At 72.1% G+C, this 17995-nt stretch carries 14 protein-coding genes; 8 read left to right on the plus strand and 6 right to left on the minus strand.

All coding sequences use genetic code 11. The features are described from left to right. Window positions 1–1044: 1044 nt before the first annotated feature. Window positions 1045–2574 carry a COG1470 family protein gene (locus ACTWQE_RS22830; RefSeq protein WP_443330888.1) on the plus strand — a complete coding sequence of 510 codons (1530 nt, stop codon included), beginning with the start codon at window positions 1045–1047 and terminating at the stop codon, window positions 2572–2574. A gap of 54 nt (window positions 2575–2628) precedes the next feature. On the opposite strand, the gene ACTWQE_RS22835 is transcribed toward ACTWQE_RS22830, so the two are convergent. The 3 genes from ACTWQE_RS22835 to ACTWQE_RS22845 form a co-directional block, all read right to left on the minus strand. Next, window positions 2629–4671, minus strand: a complete 2043-nt coding sequence (locus tag ACTWQE_RS22835) for an ATP-binding protein (protein WP_443330889.1) — start codon at window positions 4669–4671, stop codon at window positions 2629–2631. Then, window positions 4668–5375, minus strand: coding sequence for a DUF4255 domain-containing protein (locus ACTWQE_RS22840; RefSeq protein ID WP_443330916.1), 708 nt, complete (start codon window positions 5373–5375; stop codon window positions 4668–4670). Before ACTWQE_RS22840 ends, ACTWQE_RS22835 begins: the two co-directional genes overlap by 4 nt. A 437-nt stretch (window positions 5376–5812) precedes the next feature. Beyond that, the gene (locus ACTWQE_RS22845; RefSeq protein ID WP_443330890.1) at window positions 5813–6469 is read right to left on the minus strand and encodes a helix-turn-helix transcriptional regulator; all 657 of its coding nucleotides are present in this window, start codon (window positions 6467–6469) and stop codon (window positions 5813–5815) included. 269 nt (window positions 6470–6738) lie between these two features. Between ACTWQE_RS22845 and ACTWQE_RS22850 the strand changes: the two genes are divergently transcribed. The 6 genes from ACTWQE_RS22850 to ACTWQE_RS22875 all read left to right on the plus strand — a co-directional run bounded on the left by ACTWQE_RS22850 (window position 6739) and on the right by ACTWQE_RS22875 (window position 14870). Then, entirely contained in the window at window positions 6739–9714 is a 2976-nt protein-coding gene (locus ACTWQE_RS22850) for an AAA family ATPase (protein ID WP_443330891.1), read from the plus strand. A gap of 241 nt (window positions 9715–9955) precedes the next feature. Beyond that, a complete protein-coding gene (locus tag ACTWQE_RS22855) occupies window positions 9956–10987 on the plus strand; it encodes an NAD(P)-dependent alcohol dehydrogenase (protein WP_443330892.1) in 1032 nt (343 codons plus the stop codon). A 422-nt stretch (window positions 10988–11409) separates the two neighbouring features. Then, a complete protein-coding gene (locus ACTWQE_RS22860; protein WP_443330893.1) occupies window positions 11410–12135 on the plus strand; it encodes an MIP/aquaporin family protein in 726 nt (241 codons plus the stop codon). 161 nt (window positions 12136–12296) lie between these two features. Next, a complete protein-coding gene (locus ACTWQE_RS22865; RefSeq protein ID WP_443330894.1) occupies window positions 12297–13091 on the plus strand; it encodes an IclR family transcriptional regulator in 795 nt (264 codons plus the stop codon). Window positions 13092–13455: 364 nt separating this feature from the next. After that, complete coding sequence (locus tag ACTWQE_RS22870; protein ID WP_443330895.1) at window positions 13456–14022, plus strand: DJ-1/PfpI family protein; 567 nt, start codon at window positions 13456–13458, stop codon at window positions 14020–14022. Between the two features lie 86 nt (window positions 14023–14108). Beyond that, the gene (locus ACTWQE_RS22875; protein WP_443330896.1) at window positions 14109–14870 is read left to right on the plus strand and encodes an IclR family transcriptional regulator; all 762 of its coding nucleotides are present in this window, start codon (window positions 14109–14111) and stop codon (window positions 14868–14870) included. A 322-nt stretch (window positions 14871–15192) separates the two neighbouring features. Here ACTWQE_RS22875 and ACTWQE_RS22880 read toward each other — a convergent pair whose 3' ends face one another. From ACTWQE_RS22880 to ACTWQE_RS22890, 3 genes are all read right to left on the minus strand, one after another. Continuing rightward, entirely contained in the window at window positions 15193–15975 is a 783-nt protein-coding gene (locus ACTWQE_RS22880) for a calcium-binding protein (RefSeq protein WP_443330897.1), read from the minus strand. A gap of 67 nt (window positions 15976–16042) precedes the next feature. Beyond that, window positions 16043–16825 carry a calcium-binding protein gene (locus ACTWQE_RS22885; protein ID WP_443330898.1) on the minus strand — a complete coding sequence of 261 codons (783 nt, stop codon included), beginning with the start codon at window positions 16823–16825 and terminating at the stop codon, window positions 16043–16045. A 300-nt stretch (window positions 16826–17125) separates the two neighbouring features. Continuing rightward, on the minus strand, window positions 17126–17317 hold the full coding sequence (locus tag ACTWQE_RS22890; protein WP_443330899.1) for a hypothetical protein: 192 nt from the start codon (window positions 17315–17317) through the stop codon (window positions 17126–17128). A 450-nt stretch (window positions 17318–17767) separates the two neighbouring features. Between ACTWQE_RS22890 and ACTWQE_RS22895 the strand changes: the two genes are divergently transcribed. Further along, on the plus strand, window positions 17768–17938 hold the full coding sequence (locus tag ACTWQE_RS22895; protein WP_443330900.1) for a hypothetical protein: 171 nt from the start codon (window positions 17768–17770) through the stop codon (window positions 17936–17938). The last annotated feature ends 57 nt before the right edge of the window (window positions 17939–17995 follow it).

Raw genomic sequence — 17995 nt, forward strand, 5'->3', positions numbered from 1 at the left:
AAAGAGTGTGCCCTCACCCCCACGCGCGAGGCGCGCGCCCCCAAGGCCCCCCGGTACCTCCCCCGGGGCAGCTTTCCCTGCCCGTTCGGGCAGTTGAGCCCCGGATGACCGTCTGGGCCGTCCCGGGCGGATGTGATGGGCGCCGACGTCGCGGCGGGCGTCGGCGGGCGGCCGAGGAATACGGGGGCGGGGCCAGATCGCGCACCGAGGCTCTGCCCTCCGGGGCAGCGGAGTCCGAACTCGACGTCCGGGAACACGCATGCGGGCAGGGCGGGCTGACCGGGGACGCGCTCAACCGCGACCGCCAGGGCGACCGGGCGACCGGGCCACCGGGAAGGTTTCCGCCGCGTTCCGTCTCCGGGACAGGGACCGGCGCGCTATGGCACCGCTGCCCGAACCGTGCCCGGACGCCGGGAGCCCGGTACGGACGGGCGCCGGGGATGCCCGGGCGGATGCCCGTACGCCCCTGGACCCGACGGGGCGCGGACGGCAGCGTAGGTGGCGTCACCCTCAGGCTGTACTCGCTGCGGATGACGCCCTGTTGCCCATGCAGGGATGACGCCCTGCTGTCCATGCAGGGACGCGTCCGTGCTGAGCCCGCCGGCCCGGGAGCTGTGAGGGACCCCGTGCCGGCGGAGGCAGCCCCGGAACGGCCGACTCGGGCCGCAGCCGGGGGACCTCCCCGGCATACCCGTACCAGGAGCCACCACCCAGCGACCAGCCATCCCCCACGCAGGTCGCACCCCCGGGCCCCCGCCGCCGTACAGCGAGCGGCGGGGGCGCCGGCGGGCCGAGAGGGACGTCAGCCGTTCATCCCGAAGCAGGGCAGGAGACCGCGCCGGGGATACCCGGGGGCCGGAGCCGGTCCAGGTCGGCCGGGAGTCCCGCCGAGCCGCCCTCGCCACGGTGGGCTCGCCCGGCCGGAGCGCTGGACACCGGCGCCGCTCCGGGGAAACGCAAGGGCAGAGCGGGGGGCCTCATCGGGCAGCGGCTGTGCCCGGTGGCCTGGTGACCCGGCATCGGGCCAGGACATAACGTCCCCGCGTGACCATATGGACATCCTTGGAACCCCCCTCCGCGACCGTTGACGCGGGTGGCAGCACCACCGTACGGCTGCGGTTGCGCAACCCCGGTGACGTCGTCGACGAGTACCGCGTCGTGCCGGTGGGCGACCCCGCGCCGTGGACGCGCGTGGAGCCCTCGACCATCAGGCTGTACCCCGGTACCGCCGGGGCGGTGGAGCTCACGTTCTCGCCGCCCCGTACGCCCGACGCCACCGCCGGGCCCAATCCGTACGGTGTGCAGGTCATCCCCACCGAGCACCCCGAGGCCACCACGGTCGTCGAGGGCAACCTCACGATCACCCCCTTCACGGAGGTGCGTGCGGAACTGGTCCCGCCCACCTGCAAGGGACGCTTCCGGGGGCGCCCGCGGCTCGCCGTCGACAACCTCGGCAACGTCAAACTCACCGCGTCGGTGAACGGCAGCGACAGCGGGGAGGACCTCTCCTTCGACATCTACCCCGGCAGTGTCCAGATCGAGCCCGGCCGGGCCGCGTTCGTCAGTACGACGGTCCGGCCCCGGCAGATCACCTGGGTCGGACACAAGGAAATCCGCCCGTTCACCCTGGCGGTGCAGCGCTCCGGTATGGATCCCCTCCCGGTCGAGGGGACCTATGTGCAGCGCGGTGTGTTCCCCCGGTGGATGTTCGCCTTCCTGAGCGTCGCCCTCGCCCTCACCATCACCTTCATCATCCTGTGGTTCAGCTACAAGCCGCAGGTCAAGAGCCTTGCCCGGGAAAATGTGGCGGCCACCGCGCCGCCGTCCAAGCTGCCGTTGCCCAGTACCTCGCCACCGGCCGAGAAGAAACCGGACAAGAAGCCCGAGGGCGGTGGTGGGGGCGGAGGGGGCGGTGGCGCGAAGCCCGAGCCGGAAGAGACGCAGCAGGCGCCGCAGGGCCCCCTGCCGTTCCGGCCGGACAGCCCGCCCGCTCTGTACGTACAGTTCGCACAGCTACGCTTGGCGCAGACCGGCGATGACAATCCCTGCAAGCTGCAGGACGGCTACACCGTCGGTGAGATGGACGACCCGACCGTCAAGGCGCTCGCGTGCTTCCAGCGAGCCAATGACGAGCGGTACGGCGGCGTCACCATCGAGACCGACGGGCCCGGCAACCTCGGCCGCTCCACCATGACGGCGCTACTGGTGGCCTACTTCCCCAAGGACGCTCCGCCCAGCGACATGGGGCCGGGAGCCAAGAGCACCGACCTGGTCTGGTTCAAGAACGCGCTCATGTGGGCCGGGCAGGCCGAGATCGATGAGACCGATGCCGGCTCCATGATTCTGCTGACAGCGGCGAACATCCAGGCGCTGAGAGGCGGCGAGCAGGCCACCGAAGAGATGACGGCCGACATGCAGTCAGCGGTGGAACGGTACCAGGGGGACGTGGGGATACCGGTGACACGGGCGGCGGACGGTGCGACCATCGCCGCCATGCACGCCGGCCGGGTGAAGGGCCAGGACCAGCCTGGAACGGTGACCGCTCCCAAGTGGCCCTATCCGCCCATGGAATGACATGACAGGGCGTGGGACGACCGCCAAAAGCCCCTGGCGTGGGAGAGCGGCGGCTCACCAGCCGCCGCTCTCCTCCAGCACCAGGCGGCCGGCCTTGCGGTACTCGCGCCGCGCCCCGGCCAGCAGGTCCTCGGTCGTGACGTACCCGCCCCGGCCGACCGCGGCGTAGGCGGCCGTGACCACCGCGCTGCGGATCGACCCTCCCGCCAGTTCGAACTCCTGGGCACACGCCCGTGGGTCGATGTCCTCTGCACACGGAACATGGGCAAGGCTGTGCCGCCACAGGGCCAGCCGCTGCTCGGCGTCCGGGAACGGGAAGGCGACCACCATGTCGAGCCTGCGGGTGAACGCCTCGTCGATGTTGGCCGCAAGGTTCGTGGTGAGCAGCGCGATGCCGTCGAACGACTCCAGGCGCTGGAGGAGGTAGGCACTCTCCAGGTTGGCGTAGCGGTCGTGGGAGTCCTTGACCTCCGAGCGCTTGCCGAAGACCGCGTCGGCCTCGTCGAAGAGCAGCACCGCGTCGGTGCGGTCCGCCTCGCTGAAGATCCGCTCCAGGTTCTTCTCGGTCTCGCCCACGTATTTGTCGACGACGGAGGAGAGCCGTACGACGTAGAGGTCGAGGCCCAGCTCAGCGGCGACCACCTCGGCCGAGAGCGTCTTTCCCGTGCCGGACTCGCCCGCGAACAGGGCCAGTACGCCGCGCCCCCGCCCGCCGCCGGCGCTGAGCCGCCAGTCGCCGAGTACGCGGTCGCGGTGCCGGGCCCGCAGCGCCAGCTCGTGGAGCTGCTCCAGGGGCTCGCCGGGGAGGACGAGATCGTCCCAGCCGACGGCGGGCCGTACGCGCCGGGCGTGCCGCTCCAGCCCGGAAGCCGACTGCTGGCGCGCACCGAGGCGCAGATGGGCGGCGGTGAGCGGGCTGCCGTCGAACGCGGCGAGGTCGAGCGCGGCGCGGGCGGCACGGCGGATCCGTGCCCCGCTGAGCCGGTAGGGCGCGACGACCCGGGCCAGGTCGAATCCCGGGTCATGCCCCTCGTCGGCCAGGTCCAGCGCCGCCGCCCAAGTGGTGACGGAGCCGGGCCGGCGCTGCGGTGCGTCCAGGACCAGCGGGTCGCGGTCGCACCACTGCGGGTCGTAGGGCTGCGCCCCGGCCAGCAGCACCGGCAGATCATCCACCGCGAGAGCCCGTATCAGGGGCCCGGGGTTCTCCGGTACGGGCGCCACGACGATGGCGCAGCCCCGCAGCCGCGCCTCCCTCAGCAATTCGGGGAGCGGCGCCTCCGAGGGCGGGGCGGAGGGAGAGCCCGGGGGAAGGGCGGGGGTGAAGTGCAGGGCCTCCCAGCCGGAGGCACGCAACGCGGCGATGGAGCAGCCGAGTCCGTCCCCGTTGCGCTGCTCCCGCAGGTAGGCCAGAAGAGGGCCCTGCGCCAGTCGCTTGGCCAGCTTCTCCGTGATCGGGTCCGGGCCGGGCGCGTCGGACGGGCCCGGCTCCGCGGGGAGCATCCGGATGTACGCGGTGAGGGCGGCGTCCGGGGTGTCATCGCCGAGCAGGTGCGCGGCGAGGCGGTCCGCCACGCGCAACGAGCGGCTGAGGAACGGCCGTTCCTCCTCCTCGACGTGGAGCAATCCCGCCGCGCGCAGGGGAGCGGCGGGATGGAGACGGGCCCGTGCGGCGGGGGAGTGGGACAGCAGACCGCACAGGTCGAGGGCGAGTTGGACGGTGGCCCGGCGCCGGCTGACGTCGTCGTTGAGGTAGCCGTACAGCGGCTCGAAGGTGCGGTCGAGGTCGGGGGCGAGGGCGGTGAGCAGGAGGTGGACGTCCAGCTCCGCCAGGCCGAGGCGGACGGCCAGTTGGTGCAGCCGGTCGTCGGGGCCGTCGTCCTTCCCGGGGGCGCCCGGACCGTAGGCGCGGGCGGTGGCATCGGTGGCCGGGACCCTCCGCAGCAGGTGCTGGACTGCCTCCGTCGACAGATACAGCCCTCGCAGCGGATCGGTGGCGGTCGGGTCGTCGGCGCTGCGCTGCTCCACCAGGAGCGCGGCCCGCTCCCGTAACCGGGTGAGCCGTTCGAGGAGGGGCTGGTCGGCGAGGTGTGCGGTCACCGGGGCTCTGCTTCCGCGGGGGTGCGGGAGGTATCTGTGCCGCCGGTCGGCCCGCTCGGCCCGGTCGGCCCGGTCGGCGGGGGCGGCTCGGGCGGGCGGCGGTGGTGCCGCTCGGCCGAGCCCTCCAGGGTGCCGTCCGTGCCGCGCACCCGTACCGCGGCCTCCAGGACGGGCGGGCCGGCGGGGTACTCCGGGTAGGACGGCATGGGAATGGTGATCACGAGATCGAGGGAGGGCTTGAGCTCACCGCCCAGGGCGGACCAGATCTCCGCGAGGGACCGGGACTCGCTCTGCAGCCCGGAGACGGACATGGGCACGGTGAGGCCGAGCGCGGCGAGCGGGCCCGTCAACTCCTCGGGGGCCAGGAGTTCGTGCGGCAGCAGGGTGGCCAGCGCCGCGGAGAGCAGCCGGTGCTCGTCCTGGGGCCGCTTGGTCCAGGCGGTGATCAGGTAGGAGAGGCGGAACCAGCGCGGTGGCTGGCGGCGGCGCAGCACCACTCCGCGGTCGTCATGGACGTTCATCGCGCCCCGCTGGCGCCGGCTGACGTCCTCGCGGAGGTCGTACAGATAGGCGTTGATGGTCGGCGCGTTGCGGCGGGCGGCCCAGTCGCGGGTCGGGGCTTCGAACGCGGTCTCGATCTCGGTCCCCGCCAGGGCGCCGCCGCGCAGCATGCCCTTGAGGACCTCGTCGACCTCGTGGATCACCGTCGTGACTCCTCGCCGTTCCGGATTGAGCGCAGATATCCGTGCCATCGTGCCGCGGCCCGCCGCGCGCGCTCCAGACACACGGGGACGGTACGGGGGCAGATCCGGTTGCCCTTCCGGACGTGACGCGAAGGCCGCGAGCGCACCGGGCTGCGCCGCCCGGAGTGCCGGTCGTGGCCGGACGCGTCAACTGACGGTCCGTGATACCGACGCGGCGGGGAGTCCGTCAGCCCCGGCACGGGGGGCACGCAGGTTGACGGCGGAGCCCGGATATGGCCCCGGATGGCACGACCCGGTACGCGTCCCGGCGCGGTCCTGAGCACGCGGATAAGACCCGGTACGCGTCGGATCAGTCCCCCGATCCGGCACGGAACGCATCGGACGCTCCCGCGTCGGATGCGTGACGTACGCGCCGGAGGCGGTCCGGCGTGCGTGCGTCAGATGTAGCCCTCGCGCAGCGCGTACGCCACGGCGTGGGCCCGGTTGCGCAGGTGCAGACGGGTCGTCAGTCCATGGATCACGTTCTTCACGGTGCGTTCGGAGTACGAGAGCTTCATGGCGATCTCCCCGGTGTCCATGCCCTCCGCCACCAGGCGAAGGACGTCCACCTCGCGCGTACCCAGCCCCGCGCCCTGTGCGGCGCCCCGGCCCGCCGTACTCCGTTGCAACTGTCCCACCTGAGTGATCAGTCGCCCCAGCAGATCGGAGGGCAGGTGTCCGTCACCGCACGACGCCGCGAGAACGGCTTGGAGCAGCCGTTGCGCGGTGGTCTCGTGCCGCCACAGGATGGCCCCGACGCCGCATTCGATCACGGCGAGCAGTTCGGCCTCCCGGATGCGGCTCACGACCAGCACCGCACGCGCGCCGTCGTTGCGGACCAGTCGGCGCAGCCGCACCATCGTGGACTCGTCCGGTGTCTCGGCGAACAGAACGGCCACCGCTCCGGATTCCTGCCCTTGCCGCTCGTCGACGAGTTCGACTCCTGGATGCTGCCGCAGCTGGCTGACCGCTCCCGCCCGGGTGATCGGATCCGGTGCCTGGATGAGGACGCGTACGGGGTCGGCATCAGCCGCCGCTGCTACGGGCTTTCGCAATCGATTCCCCAGATCTTTCGGAGCCGCCTGGTCGCGGGCGGCCACACTGCTGTCGGCCGCCAAGGTGTCCGGTGGCCGAACTCACGTCCGGAAATTGGTCGATTCCACGCTCCTCGGGACAGCGGTCCCCGACAATCGTGGACCACCACGACAAGCACCACGAGATCGGAGCGGACACGGCTGACTCCCGTCGTTGCGGCCACCCGTGAGGCCCTGCCCGCATCCGAACCCGACGTCACCTATCGGCCCGCGTCGCCCGGAGGACTGTGATGACCACCACCAGCGCATTACCCCTGGCGGCCGGCCTCCACGGCCCGCTCCGTGAGCGGAGCGAAGCCCTGCGCCTGGCGTCCGTCGAGGCCGAGCGCGCGCGTGCCGGGTCCGGAAGGCTGGTTCTGCTGAGAGGTGCCACCGGCATGGGGCGCACCACTCTGCTGGAGGCCGTCGCCGGACAGGAGGCGCGGCACGGCATGCGGGTCATGCGCGCCCGCTGCTCGGTGGAGGAGTCCGCCGTCCCGTTCGCCGTCGTCCGCCAACTGCTGGACACCGGCCCCGGCCCGTACACCGGCCCCGGCCCGTACACCGGCCCCGTCGCGTACGACACCCCCGGCCCTGACGACGCTCCCGGCCCGTACCCCGGCCCTGGCGCGACTCCCGCCGCGGAGTCCGCCGGGGGACGAGCGGCCCGCGGGGACTCCCTGCACGGCTCCGGTCCCGCCGCCATGCTGTGGGCGCTGCTGCGCTCGTACGCGGCCGAGGGCCCGATCCTGCTGACCGTGGACGACGTCCACCTGGCCGATCCGTCCTCGCTGCGCTGGCTCACCCAGGTCGCCCGTCTCCTGGACCGGTTGCCCGTCCTCCTGGTGGTCACCGAGCGTCGCCAGTACGACATCGGCCCGGCGGCTCCCGGCTTCGCCCACGCGCTCTCGCCCGCCCTGGTGCAGACTCACACCCTCGGCCCGTTGAGCCCCGCGGCAGCCGGGAGCCTGGTGCGGGAACGTTTCGGCGTCGAGCCCCGGCAGGAGTGGGTGGACGGCTGCGTACGGGCCGGTGCGGGCAACCCGCTGCTGTTGCGGGCCCTGTTGGAGGACCTGGGGGCGGTGGCCTCCGGCGGCAGCGCCCCGGCCGCCTTCCCGGAGAGCGCCGGTGAGCTGTACCCGGGGGCCTTCACCGCCGCGGTGTCGTGGTGGCTGGACAGCGCGGGGCAGGAGACCGCGGCCGTGGCCCGTACGCTCGCACTGATGGAGGATGCCCCGGACCCCGCCGGCCTGATCGCCGGGGTGGCGGGAGCCGATCCCGCCCGGGTCCCGGGCTGGCTCACGGCGATGGTCCGGCAGGGGATGCTGGCGCGTTGCACCGAGCCCGGCCGGCCCCGGTTCGCCCATCCCCTGCTCCGCGAGGCCGTCCTGGACGGCTGGTCCCGGCGGCGGCGTGAGGCCGCCCACCGCACTGCCGCACAACTGCTGCACCGCGGCGGCGCTCCCGCGGAGGCGGTGGCTCACCATCTCCTGCGCTCGCCCGTGGCCGCCACCGGATGGGCCGTGGACGCCCTGATGGACACCGCGGCCACCGCCGCACGCGCGGGCCGGACCGGCCATGCGGCCGACTGCCTGCGCCGCCTCCTCGACGAACCGCTGACGCCCGAGCGCAGAGGCGCCGTGCTCACCGAACTCGGCTGCCTGGAATACGACATGAAGAGCCCCAGCGGGGTGAGCCACCTGACCGAGGCCCTTAAACTCCAGCGGGAGAAGGGGGACCAGGTACGGGTGGCGAGCGCACTCGGCACCGCGCTGGCGCACCGCGGTGAGGTGCACGCCGCGGTCGTCGTGCTCCGGGAACTCGACGAGGATCTGGTGGACCGCCCCGACCTGCTGCATGCCGCGCAGGCCGCCACCGTGCTGCTCTCCGCCCACGACGCCGGCGCCTGGCTCCGGGCCATCGGCCGCCTGCGCCGAACGGGCCTGCGTACGCCCCAACTGCTGGACCCGACCGGACAGATCATGCTGACCCGGTACGAGACGACCGCGGGACTGCTGTCGGCGCACCGGGCGATGGAACGCGTACGCGCGCTGTCGGAGCCCTTCATGGAACCGCTGGTGGAGCCGTACGTCCTCGGCACGGCGGCCGCCGTCGCCCAGTGGGCGGACCACCTGGACGAGGCCGAGCGGCTCACGGCCCGCGGGCTGGCCTCCTACCGGCCGCAGCTGCTGCACCCGGGGCACCAGGCCCTGCTCAACACCCGCGCCGACATCGCCATGGCATCCGGCCGGTACGAGGACCTGCTGGCGGACAGGGCGGCGTGGGACGTTCCGGAGGAGGGTGGTGCCGACGCAGAGCCCGTCCGGCCGGGCCGACCCGGCCCGCTCGCGCCCGCAGTCCGGGGCCACGCTCCGCACCATGCGGCCACGAACATCCGGGCCCAGGCCGTCATCGCGCTCGTCGAGACGGGACGGATGGCGGAGGCACAGCGGATCTGCCGGAGCGTCAGCGGACAGGGAGCCCAGGAGTCGTGGGAGTGGAACCGCTTCCTCTACTCCCGGGGCGTGCTGCGTGCCGCGTCGGGCGATCCGGAAGGAGCCATCGACGACTTCCTCGAGTGCGGCCGGCGGCAGTCGGCCCGCGATGTCGTCAGCCCGGTGGTGACCCCCTGGCGGTCGGCCGCGGCGGAGTGCCACCTCAGTCTCGGACGGCCGCAGGCGGCGCTGCCGCTGGCCGAGGAGGAACACCGGCTTGCCGCGGTGTGGGGCACCCCCCGCACCGTGGGCCGGGCCCTGCGGGTGCTCGGCGCCGCGACGGGCGGCCGGCGCGGGCTGGACCTGGGGGCGCAGGCGGTCGAGCTGCTCGGGGACGCGTCCGTGGACACCGAACTGATCCCCGCCCTGATCTCGCAGGGGCGGCAGCTGACCGCCGCCGGACAGCGGGGGAGAGCCCGCCCGCTGCTGCGGGAGGCGGCCGACCGCGCGGAACGCCTGGGCGCGGCCCGGTTGGGCGCGGCGGCGGAGCAGGCCCTGCGCGAGGGCGGGGCCCGTCCGACGGGCGCGCCGCGCACCGGCACGGGGGCTCTCACCAGCAGTGAGCTCAGGGTCGCGGGGCTGGCCGCGGAGGGGCGTACGAACGGGGAGATCGCCGAGCTGCTCCACCTGGCCAGGCGCACGGTGGAGACCCATCTCACCCACAGCTACCGCAAGTTGGGCATCCGCAGACGCGCGGAACTGCCATCGGTCCTGAAGGACTCCGGCTCGTAGGGGCGGGCGCAGATCCCCGGGCCGCAGGGCGGGATTCCGGCTGCCGGTCCGCCCTGCCGCCAAGAACAGGACCCGGCCCGGCAGGCCGGGACGAGCCCCGGCCCGGTGTCCTGGGCGAGGGGCGATACGTCCGTTTTTCCAATGGGCGGAATCTTGGTCGTTGACCCCTCGGTTACGCGCGCATGACTATCTCCTCACCGTCCATGGATTTATGGAATTCAGTCTCAGGAGTGGTGGAGCGATGAAGGCAGTGCGTTTGCACAATTACCACGAGCAGCCCGTTGTGGAGGAGGTTCCGGAGCCCCGGATCACCTCGCCGCACGACGTCATCGTCAAAATCGGCGGAGCCGGAGTGTGCCGGACGGATCTGCATGTGATCGAGGGGCAGTGGCAGGAGAAGTCCGGTGTGGCGCTGCCCTATACGCTGGGGCACGAAAACGCCGGGTGGGTGCACGAGATCGGTTCCGCGGTCTCCAACCTGTCCGTCGGCGACCCGGTGATCATCCATCCGCTGATGACCTGCGGCCTGTGCCGGCCGTGCCGCTCCGGGGACGATGTGCACTGTACGGCCAGCGCGTTCCCCGGCATCGACTGCGACGGCGGGATGGCCGAGTTGATGCTCACCAGCGCGCGATCATGCGTCAAGCTCGACAAGGGACTCAAGCCCGCTGACGTGGCCGCTCTGGCCGATGCCGGGCTCACCGCGTACCACGCCGTACGGAAGGCCGTACCCCTCCTCCACCCCGGCGCCTTCGTCGTCGCCATCGGCGCCGGCGGCCTCGGGCACATCGGTGTCCAGTGTCTGCCGGCCCTCACGGCCGCCGAGATCATCGTGGTCGACACCTCGGAGGCGGCGCTGGAGCTCGCCAGGAGTCTGGGCGCCCACCACACCGTACTGGCCGGCGACGACCCGGTCGCCGCGGTGCGGGAGATCACCGGCGGCCTCGGCGCGGATGTCGTCATCGACTTCGTGGGTGAGCGGGGCACCGAGTCCCAGGGCATTTCCAGGCTCCGCCGGGCCGGTTCCTATTTCGTCGTCGGGTACGGGGGGTCGGTGAACGTGCCGACCATCGACATCATCTCGAACGAGATCAATGTCATCGGCAACCTGGTCGGCAGCTACAACGACCTCGACGAACTGATGACGCTCGCCGCCCGGGGGCAGGTGCGGCTCCACACCACGGCGTATCCGCTGGACGCGGCGAACGACGCGATGCGTGATCTGGAGAAGGGCCGGTTGCAGGGCCGCGGAATTCTGGTCCCCGGCGCATAGCGGGGACCGCGTCCGCGACGTTCCTACACGCCGGACGTCACCCCGGCGCAGGACCCCGCGGACAGGACCGCGGAGCAGAGCCGCAGGCCGGGCCACGGCGGGACCGCTCAGCCGGTCCCGCACGCACCGAAGAGTCCGCCGAAAGGTCCGCGGAACAGGGCCGCGGAACAGGACCCGCAGAGCAGGCCCGTGGAACAGGACGGGAGAGCGGGATGACCCCGCCTGTTCACGCCGGGTGCCCGCGCGCTCACGGACGGAGCCGTGCCGGGGATTTCTCCGGCACGGCTCCCGGAACCGAAACCTGATACGGCACCCGTCCGAGCGCGGGTGCCGCAGAGCCGACCGTACCGGCCGGGAAAAGCTCCGGCCGCACAGCACACAAAGAGGTGGAGCGGGGTGGCCTGGTGCCACCGGCGAATCACATGACAGAAAACAACCTTTTCCAACGGCTCTTCGCGGAGTTCCTCGGCACAGCATTTCTTGTCTTCCTCGGGGTGGGCTCGGTACCCGCCACACTCATGCTGCAGAAGAGCGGCAGAACCAGCTTCACCATGGCCGACCTCGGTGTGATCGGCTTCGCCTTCGGCATGGTGGTGGTGGCCGCCGTATTCACCATCGGGCACATATCGGGCTGCCACATCAATCCGGCGGTCTCACTGGCTCTGGCCGCTACCGGCAGGATGAGCCGCCGTGACCTGGCCGGATACATTCTGGCCCAGTGCGCGGGTGCGACAGCCGGTGCGGCGGCCATCGTCGCCGTCCTGGGCACCCGCGCCGTCCACCTGGGCCTCGGTGTTGCCTCCTTCACCTCTCCGACATCGGTATCCCAGGCCTTTTTCGCCGAGGCGCTGGGCACCTTCATCCTGGTCTTCGTCGTCTTCGGGGTGGTCGACCAGCGGGCCCCCGGCGGCTTCGCGGGCCTTCCCATCGGCTTCGCGGTCTTCGCGATCGCGGTCACCCTGGGTCCGATCACCGGCGCGTCACTCAACCCCGCCCGCCACCTGGGGCCGCTGCTGGTGTCCGCGGTGTCCGGAGGAGCGGTGGACTGGGGGCAGCTGCCCGTCTACCTCGTGGCCCAGGCGGTGGGAGGCCTGCTGGCCGGGCAGGCGTACATCGCGGTGAGCAGGCTCCGGCCCGTCGCAACCTGACGCCAACCCTGGCAGGCTGGTGGCCGGCGGTCTACCGGCCTGCCAGAATCCGCAGCGCTCCGCTCGCAGCCGCGGGGAGCCGGTGCGGTCTCCCCGCGGGGCCGGCTCCGGCGCAGGCGGCGAGCCGGCAGACCGTCCCCGGGAGCACAGGAAGGCGCATCATGCACAGCAACGAGACGTACGCGGCCGAGACCGGTGACCTCCTCGGTTCGGTCCGGCGCGCGCTGACGGTGCTCGAGGCGGTGGCGGCCGGGGGCGACGGCATCACCGCCAAGGCCGTCGCACGCCGCGCGGGCCTGACCCTCCCCACGACGTACCGTCTGCTGAACACCCTGGTGCACGACGGCTACCTGGTCCGGCTGAACCACTCCCGTGGCTACGGGCTGGGGTACAAACTCACCGATCTGCACCGTCGGCTGTGCCAGCAGCTCGATGTGAGCCCCGGCGTGTCGGGAGTGCTCCACCAGATCCACCAGGACTGCGATGCGCCCGCGTACTACACCGTGTTCCGGGACGAGGAGATCGTCGTCGCCGAGGTGGTGGACTCACCGGCGGCACCGCGGGCGGAACCGCTCGACGTCGGCTTCCACCAGGCCCCGCACGCCACTGCCTTCGGCAAGGTCATGCTCTCCTCCCTCCCCGCCCCGCGTCGCCGGGACTACCTGCGGGAACAGGGCCTGGGCCAGCTCACCGCCTGCACCATCACCACGCCCGAGACCCTGGAGGGACACCTGGAGCGGGTGCACTCCTCAGGCGTGGCCGTGGAGGTCGGAGAGTTCCTGCCCGGGGTGTCCTGCGTCGCCGCCCCGGTCTTCGACCCGGGCGGGAAGGTCGCGGGGGCCGTGGCCGCCTCCGTGCCCGCGGCGCAGTTCTCGCTGCGGCAGCGCGGGCTCGAGGACGCCGTACGGGTCGCGGCATCCCGGGTCTCCCGTCTTCTCGCCGACGACGAGATCTAGTGCTGGGACCGGGAAGGTTCACCGGCTCGCGACTGCCCGGCACGGACCTCGCTGTGTTGTCGGAGTCGCCCGGGTACTCCCCTGGCCTTCGGCATGGGGGACCCCAGTACGAGGGCGATCTCCCCCGGACTCCGTCCGGGGGCACCCCCACCGCCTTGCGATGCACGGCACCGGACGCCGCGAGCTTCCCGGCAAGCCGTCCCGGTCACGGCCGCAACCCACCTGTCCCGCCGCTTTCCGGCATCGTTGGAAAGCCCCGCCGCGAGATTTCCCCGCGCCGGCGGGAGCGGGGCACGGTGGATCTCACGCCGCGCCGCACCGGCCGCGCGACCTCCAGTGAACCCGACAGAGAAGAGGGATCCCCATGCCCAAGGTGCTGATCGTCACCGGCGACGCCGCCGAGGACCTCGAGGTCTTCTACCCCTACCAGCGGCTGTTGGAGGAGGGCTACGAGGTCCGGATCGCGGCTCCGTCCCGCAAGAAGCTGCAGTTCGTGGTCCATGACTTCGTCGAGGACTTCGACACCTTCACCGAGAAGCTCGGCCACAGCTGGCCCGCGGACCTCGCGCTGGCCGAGGTGGACCCGGCCGAGTACGCGGCGCTGGTGATCCCCGGCGGTCGCGCGCCCGAGTACCTGCGCCTGGAGGCCGACTTCCGGCGTGTCGTCGGTCACTTCTTCGACGCCGACAAGCCCGTCGCCCATATCTGCCACGCCGCCGTGGCGCTCGCGGCGCTCGGCCACCTCAAGGGCCGGCGTACGGCCGCCTGGCCCGCGTGCGCCCCGGACGTCGAGAACAGCGGTGGCGACTTCGTCGACGAGGCCGCGGTGGTGGATGGCAACATGGTCTCGGCCCGGGCCTGGAACGACCACCCGGCCTGGATGCGTGCCTTCGTCACCCTGCTCCGCGACCAGGCCCCGGTCACCGACTGAAGGCCGTCGGCGGCGAACAGCCCGGGCCGTAGCCGAGCGGCGCACCGACGGCCGTCGCACACCACCGCACGCACGAGGACGAGGACATGCCCGAGGGACAGGCTCTCCAGAGCGTCGAACGCGCCATGGCCGTGCTCGACGCCGCGGCGGTGTCGGGCGGGCCGGTGACGGCCAAGGCGCTCGCCCGGGAGCTCGGCTGTGCCCTGTCCACCGCGTACAACCTCGCCAACACGCTGGTGGGCGGCGGATACCTGGAACATGTGGACGGTGGTTACGTCCTCGGCGACCGGGTCTCCGCCCTCCACTGCGCCAGGGCACGGCAGGACCGGACCCCAGAGGGGGTCAGGGGGGTGCTGGAACGGGTGCGGAGGGCGACCGGCACCTCCGTCTACTACTCGCGCTTCCGCGACGGCGGCATTGTCGTCGAGAGCGCGTCGCAGGCGCCCGGCCCGGCCCCGGCGTTCCCCCTCGGGCCGGACCCGTACGCGCATGCGACCGCCCACGGCAAGGTGCTGCTGGCCGGTCTGGCGCCGCACGTCCGGCGGCGCTACCTGGAGGGGGCAGGCATGCCCCGGCTTACCGGGCGCACCATCACCCACGCCGCCCGGTTGGACCTCCACCTCCAGCAGGTGCGGCGCACCGGGTTCGCCATCGCGGTGGAGGAGAGCGTACCGGGGGAGGCATGCCTCTCGGTGCCCGTCACACCCGCGGGCGGCCGGGTGCTGGGCGCTCTGTCCGTCGCACTCCCCAGCCGGACACTGGCAGCCCACCGCGAACGCCTGGTGAGTGCCCTCCGGCGGGCCGCCCACGAGACAGGACACCTGCTGGCCGAGCACAGGACTCCGTAGGGCCGCGGGCGTCCGCGCGGCGGCACGGAACGCCACGAACCCTGTAGCGCTCGCTGCGCCCCGACGCCCGGCGGCCTCGAGAACCCCAGGGGTCAGGAGGGCCCGGATACTGAGGACGACGGGGTGTCGGGCGCGGCGGCAACCTGGCCGGCTTCGTGTCGCTTTGAAGCGGCGGAGCCGATGAACGCCGCACCGTGGCGGCTGCCGGGTCGGGCAGCCGCCACGGTGCTGAGTTGTCGGAGACCTCCGCTCATGCGGCAGGCTACGGGCAGGACACCCGGCGCGGTCCGTCACCCGGTCCGGGCCGCGCGCCGGCCCTGTCTCAGGGGCAGTTGACCGCCGTGTCGCCCGTGTCGCGATTGCAGGAGTCGACGGCGAGGCCGCCGTCGAGGTTGTCGTTGGCGTTGACCCCGTCGTTGGCGTTGAGGGTGTCGCTGCCCTCGTGGCCGTTCAGCGTGTCGTTGTTGCTCCCTCCGGTCAGGGTGTCGTTGCCTTGATTGCCGTTGAGGGAGTCATTGCCCTCGTCCCCGTTGAGCGTGTCGTTGCCGGCGTTGCCGTTGATGGTGTCGTTCCCGGCCAGGCCCGAGAGGGTGTCGTTCCCGGGACCCCCGTTGATGGTGTCGTTGCCCGGAGTCGCGGCCGTACGTCCGGAGGCGCCGACCGGGTCGTCGCCGATGAGCCGGTCCGCGTGGGGGCCGCCGTTGAGCAGGTCCTTGCCGTCGCCTCCGTAAAGAGTCGCCGGGGCGTCCAGGTTCGGGGAGACCGTGATGTCGTCATCGGCGTCCTGGCCCTTGACCTGCACGGCCGTGGGGAGGGGGCAGGACGCGGTGTTCTGGGACCGCACCTCGCAGGGGGCGGTGGCGCTCACGCCGTCCCCCTCGTCCGACACGAGGACGACACTGCCCTGACGGCGGATGGTGATCTGGTTCGCCACACCCGGGGCAGCCGTGACGTGCAGCGTGCCACCGGCCATCTCGACCACCGTGGTATCCGCGAGAGGACCGGGCCCGGCGGGGAGCGGGAGGGCCGAGGCCGAGGCACCGGTGAGCGAAGCGCACACGAGTGCTCCGGCCGCCAGGATCACGTTGATGCGTCGCGCTGTCATGGCTACGTCTCCTTCGTCGTGTCGCTGTGGCACGGCCGGTCCGTCGCCGGGCCGCTCGGGTCCCCGGTCACGGGCACTCGGTGACGCTGTCGCCCAGATCGGCGGTGCAGCTGTCGGCGTCCGCCCCGCCCAGGACGTAGTCGTTGCCGCTGACCTCGTCCACGGCGTTGATGGTGTCCCTGCCGGTGCCCCCTTCGACGTAGTCGTTGCCGGTGCCCGCAACGATCTGGTCGCCGCCCCCGTCACCGCTGACCACGTCGTTCCCGGCACCCCCGTCGATGATGTCGGCACTGCCGCGCCCCTCGATCGAGTCGTTCCCGGCGCCGCCGAGGACGCGGTCCGTGCCGGTGCTCCCGATGAGGGTGTCGTTGCCACCCGTGCCGGAGAGGACGTCGGAGCCTTCGTCGCCCTCCAGGGTGTCGTTGGCGCCGCCGCCCCGAAGGCTGTCGTCGCCCGCGCCACCGACCAGGGTGACTCCCGGACTCGCGAGGGAGGAGGTGACGTTGTCGTTCTGGTCGCCCGCGTTGACGACGAGTTCGGTGAGGGAGCCGGCGCCCGGGCAGACGGCCTCGGTGGTGCTGACCGCGGTGCATCCGCCGAACGCGGATATCTGGTCACCGGTGTCCCGCACCCTGATGGTGTCGCCGACCTGCCACACGGAGATGGTGTTCCCCCGCCCCACACCGGCGGTGACGGTGACCGACGTGCCGGACATGCTCACCAGCGTGCCTGCCGAGGAAGAGCCCGGCGGCTGCGCACCGGGGGTCGCGATCGCCGTGCCGGGGAGGCACAGCGTGAATCCGAACACCGTTGTCAGGAGCGCAACGGTGCGATGAAGCCTGTTGTCCATGACCTGCCTCCTGGATGCGTGGGGGATCGTCGCCCGTGTCGGGATGTCCTCATGGAACGGTGTTTGACGACGGGCGGGTGGTGCCGCAGTGCGATGCGCGAAGAGCGTGTTGTGGCGTGCCCGGGGCGAGCCATTGCAGGGCGGGCCCCGATCGGGACGAGAACTGGCGCCTCGTCCACTTGATGCCCAGAAGACCGAATTCTCGTCGGCCGACGAGCCGTTGAGCCTTTGAGCTGTTCAGCCGGGCCTGCTCTTGTCGGCGTTCGCCTTCCCGGCCGTACTGCGGCGGTGCGTATCGGCTCACGGCACGCGGCGCGTATCCGCGTTCCATGCATACGTATCGAAGATCATCGGCGGCCGCGGGGTCATGGCGGTGCCACTGCTCTTCTCCGCGTATGAAATGGCGCTGGTGCCGACGATTCGGGCGACCGCAGCCACGACTTTCCGAACTGTCGTGATCGGCGGTTGCCCGCCACCCCTCTCGTTGCTCACCCCTCGGATGGTGCCGGGTGTCCCTTTGGCCGCCGGGGCTGAGTATGCCGTGTGGAGAACCTGTGGAGGAGGCGGTTTATCGCCATTGAAGGGAGAACTGAGACACCGGGGAATCAGCTTCGTTGACGTGCGGTGAACTCCCGGCAGGCTTCCGGCGCGCCGCCGGGATGGCGCGTCGAACGTGGCGGAAACGCTACTGCGCGGCGCGGTCGCGTACGGAGGAGCTCCTGCGCTCTCACACACATCGATCCGCTGTGCCGCCGGCCGAGCAGCGCGCGAGCCTGCCCGGGACGCCGCCGCGGGCCCCGCACCGCTCCTCCAGGCCCGGCGCCGCCGGGCCATCTTCCCGACCGGTTCTGACTGCCTTTATGCGATCAAGCACCGATCAAGGATCAACCGGCAACGACTGAGCGGCTCCTGCCACCCCGCAGGCTGCGCAGCCAGCCCCGCGTGGTCAAACGCAAGATGTCCAACCACCGGCTCAAGAGACCCGAGCACCGACACTGGCCACAGCCCACCGAAGTCGGCCGGATGATGCGCGAGCCCTGCGAGGGCGAGCGGTTTCGCCGGGGCCATCTGCTGATGCGCGCGCAGGAGATTCAGCGCCAGAGCAGATCGTGACATCCGGGCGCCCCGCCCGTGTGCCCGCCGCAGCAGGCCGGAAGGGCCGGCCGCCGG

Origin of the sequence: Streptomyces sp. 8N706 (genome assembly GCF_052245415.1) — a bacterium.
Lineage (GTDB): Bacteria > Actinomycetota > Actinomycetes > Streptomycetales > Streptomycetaceae > Streptomyces.